Raw genomic sequence first — 2,537 nt, 5'->3', positions numbered from 1 at the left:
GCCAGCGGTCAGTGAATGATCCGGGTGGGCGGACGTTTGTCTCCGGGCTGGCGGACACCAGTTCTCCGGGTTGACGGTCACGGTGGTCGTTTGACGACGCCCGATATGTAGGCGGTCCCCGCGTCGTTGGGCTGATTGGTGAAGATCAGCAGTTCAACGTCCGGGGGACCTGTGGCCAAGTCTGACAGGGAAATCGTGGAGATTCTGGAAGCGTTCGATCTGACTCGCTGTGCGCATTCTGCGGCGCTGCTGGTCGGGGTCGATGAGAAGACCGTCGCCAGGTATGTGGCGATCCGGGACGAGGGCGGTGACCCCCTAGCCCGCCCGCGGCGGCCGCGGGTGACCGACCCGTTCAAGGACAAGATCGAGGACCTCGTTGAGAGATCCCAGGGCCGAATCCGCGCGGATGTGGTGCATCAGCGGCTGCTGGCGATGGGCTTCACGGGCAATGAGCGTTCGACGCGGCGGGCTGTCGCGGCTGCCAAGGACGGGTTCCGGGCCGGGAACCGGCGTTCGTATCGGCCGTGGGTGCCCGAGCCGGGGATGTGGCTGCAGTTCGACTGGGGCGCCGGGCCGATGGTCGACGGCAGGCGGACGAGCCTGTTCTGCGCGTGGTTGTCGTGGTCACGGTTTCGGGTGGTGCTGCCGGTCTGGGACCAGACCTTGCCGACGCTGGTCGCCTGCCTGGATGCGACGCTGCGCCGGATCGGCGGCGCGCCGACGTATGTGCTGACCGACAACGCCAAGACGGTGACGGTCGAACACGTCGCCGGGGTCGCGATCCGCCATCCGGAGATCGTGGCCGCGGGCCGGCACTACGGGTGCAAGGTCGAGACGTGTGAGCCGTTCGACCCGGAGTCCAAGGGCGGCGTCGAAGCGACGGTGAAGATCGCCAAAGCGGACCTGGTGCCGACCTCGGCGAACCTCGCCCCGGCCTATGAGTCGTTCGCTCAGCTGGCCGACGCGTGCTTCGAGTGGTGTGAACGTGTCAACGGCCGCGTCCACCGCGAGACCAGAGCAGTCCCGGCAGACCGGCTGGCCGAGGAACGGCGGCATCTGCATGTGCTGCCCGCCCAGCCGCATGCGGTTGCGTTGGGCGAGGAACGGCTGGTCAACGACGACCAGACGGTGTCGTTCGGGTCGGTGCGGTATTCGACCCCGCCTGGCCATGTCGGGACGAAGGTGTGGTGTCGGGTCGCCGGCGACGAGTTGGTCGTCGTCGGGCGAACGCCGTCCGGGCTGGCCGAGATCGCCCGGCACCGGTTGTCGACGCCGGGCAACCCGTCGATCCTCGACGCCCACTACCCGAACCACCCCGGCGGGAACCTGCCCCGCCCACCGCGGCCCCGGCCGCGGACAAGCGAGGAGACCGAGTTCCTGGACCTGGGCGAAGGCGCGCACCGGTGGCTCATCGAGGCCGGCGCCGCCGGCGCGACGAAGGTCCGGTCCAAGATGCGCAAGGCCGTGGAACTGGCCGCGGCGCTGGACCCGCGGCAGGTCGACCACGCCCTCGGCCTCGCGGCGATCGCGGGCCGGTTCGGTGACGGCGACCTGGTGTCGATCCTGGACCACCTCGCCACCGCCGGCGCACCCACTGACGTGGTGTTCGTCGACGAGACCCACTCGGTCCAGCCCGGCACCAGCCCGTGGGAGAGGTTCGGCTCATGACCCGACCCACCGCCCCGCCGATGCCCGAGGACCTGGAACGGATCCTGCGCCGCATGCGGCTGCCCTACCTGCGCAAAGCCGCACCCGACGTCCTGGCCACCGCCCGCGCGCAGCGCTGGGACCCCGCCGAGGTCCTGCGGGTCCTACTCAACGAGGAGGTCACCGGCCGCGACTCCGCGACCCGCAGGATGCGGCGCAAGACCGCGAACTTCCCCACTGGCAAGACCCTCGCGTCCTGGCGCCCGGAGGAGTCGTCGATCCCGGAGGCGACGCAGAACGCGCTGACGACGCTGGAATGGGTCGGCAGGCACGAGAACCTCGTGATCTCCGGCCCGTCCGGGACCGGCAAGTCGCACTTCGTCGAAGGGCTGGCCGCGGTCGCGATCGAGTCCGACATGCGCGTGGCCTGGTTCACCCTCGAGACCCTGACCCAGACCATCGGCAAAGCCAAGGTCGACGGGTCAGTGGCCCGCACGATCGCCCGGATCTGCAACGTCGACCTGATCGTCGTCGACGACATCGGCATGCTGCCCGCCGGCCAGGACGCCGCCGAAGCGTTCTACCGCGTCATCGACGCCGCCTACGAACGCCGTTCCATCGCCGTGACCAGCAACATCCATCCCAGCGGCTTCGACACGATCATGCCCAAGACCCTCGCCACCGCGACCGTCGACCGGCTACTGCACCACGCCCACCTGGTCATCACCAAGGGCGACAGCCACCGCCTGGCCGAAGCCCTCGCAGGCAAGGGAGTGATGCCCCTGACCTAAACAAGATCCAGATCTGGTGACCGTCCATCCGGAGAACTGCTGTCCGCCAGCCCGGATGCCACACGTCCGCCCACCCGGTGATCCGAGAGACCGTTGACA

General features: G+C 69.1%; 2 protein-coding genes. Both read left to right on the top strand.

Translation table 11 applies throughout. The features are described 5' to 3' along the window. Positions 1–171: 171 nt before the first annotated feature. Positions 172–1,668, top strand: coding sequence for an IS21 family transposase (gene istA / locus Cba03nite_RS39310; protein WP_203757653.1), 1,497 nt, complete (start codon positions 172–174; stop codon positions 1,666–1,668). Further along, positions 1,665–2,438, top strand: coding sequence for an IS21-like element helper ATPase IstB (istB, locus tag Cba03nite_RS39305; protein WP_203757651.1), 774 nt, complete (start codon positions 1,665–1,667; stop codon positions 2,436–2,438). Before istA ends, istB begins: the two co-directional genes overlap by 4 nt. The last annotated feature ends 99 nt before the right edge of the window (positions 2,439–2,537 follow it).

This window comes from Catellatospora bangladeshensis (assembly GCF_016862575.1).
Classification (GTDB): domain Bacteria; phylum Actinomycetota; class Actinomycetes; order Mycobacteriales; family Micromonosporaceae; genus Catellatospora; species Catellatospora bangladeshensis.
The sequence above is the reverse complement of the archived record's forward strand: the minus strand, read 5'-3'. Positions and strand labels throughout refer to the sequence as shown.

Coding starts and splice junctions, on each gene's coding strand:
- istB (WP_203757651.1), top strand. CDS start 1,665: ATGACCCGACCCACCGCCCCGCCGATGCCCGAGGACCTGGAACGGATC.